The following is a 1,264-nucleotide window of genomic DNA, read 5'->3' on the forward strand; positions in this document are numbered from 1 at the left end:
CTAGTGCTGTGACCGGAAACGTTGACCGGGTTGCCGGGTGATCAGGCTGCGTTGAGGAGAGGGCGTCCGCCGTAGCGGACGCCCTTTTCGCTGCGGACGCGGGCGCGTTCGCGGCGCTGGGCTTCGAGGAGTTCGGGGTCGCGGGTGTGGGTGTTGCGCCAGCGCAGGTAGGCGTGCAGCGCGCGGGTCTGGACGGTGTGGTTCGCGTGGTGGGAGTTCGCGATGGTGAACTGCCGCAGCGGTCCGAAGTGCGCCTCGATCGGGTTGGCCCAGGACGTGTAGGTCGGGGTGAAGCACAGTTCGACCCGGTTGCGGCTCGCCCAGTTGCGGATGCGCCAGTTCTTGTGCGCGGACAGGTTGTCCAGGATCACGTAGATCGGGGCGCCGTCGGGGCGGGCCTTGCGGATCGAGCGGAGCGCGGCCCAGGTGTGGTCGATGCCTTTCCGTCGGCGGTTGACGCCCCAGAGGGTGTCGTCGCCGACCGAGTAGCAGCCGTGGAAGTAGGTGATCCCGTGGGTGCGGCGGTAGGTCGCCGGCAGCCGGTCCGGGTGTCCGGCGGGCGCCCAGCCGGATCCGGGGGTCGGTCGGATGCCGAGCGGGCCGAACTCGTCGAACGCGAAGACGCGGTCCGGGAACCGTTCCAGGACGTGCTCGATGCGGTCGAGCTTGGCGTCGAAGTCCGGGTCGTTGGAGTCCTTCCAGGTCTTCGTGCGCTGGAAGGTGATGCCGCGGCGGGCCAGCAGGGTGCGTAACGCCTCGCGGCCGAGGCGTATGACGCGGCCGTGGACTGTGCGGAGGTAGGCGGCGAGTTTGCGGATCGACCAGCGGGTGAACGGCTGGCCGAGCGTGGTCGGGCGCGTGGCGGCCGTCTGCGCGACGAACTCTTCGTCGTCAGGCTCAAGTCGGCGGGGACGGCCTCCCGCCCACCGAGGGTCCAGACTGGCCATGCCCGTCTCGTTGAACCGGTGGACCACGTCGCGGACGGTGTCCTCGTCCGCCTGGACCAGCCGCGCGATCACCGGGACCGTGTTCCCGCCCGCCGACGCCAGCACGATCATCGCCCGACGGAACCGCACCGCGCTCGTCGTCCCGCGACGCACGATCCGCTGAAGCCTGCGCCCCTCGTCCTCGGTCAGCCTGCGGACCTTGACCGGCTCTGCCACCGAACCCCCAAACGCCAGCCGGATATTGAAGACATCCAACCGGCGTCAGGCACCCCGAAGCCAACCGGCAACCCGGTCAACGTTTCCGGTCACAGCACTAG

1 protein-coding gene is annotated in these 1,264 nt (G+C 69.6%); it reads right to left on the bottom strand.

The genetic code is table 11. The annotated features are described in order from the left end of the window. Positions 1-41: 41 nt before the first annotated feature. Positions 42-1,163, bottom strand: coding sequence for an IS630 family transposase (locus ACRX5S_RS41065; protein ID WP_436778402.1), 1,122 nt, complete (start codon positions 1,161-1,163; stop codon positions 42-44). Between the last annotated feature and the right edge of the window lie 101 nt (positions 1,164-1,264).

This window comes from Yinghuangia sp. YIM S09857, assembly GCF_051388915.1.
Classification (GTDB): Bacteria; Actinomycetota; Actinomycetes; order Streptomycetales; family Streptomycetaceae; genus Yinghuangia.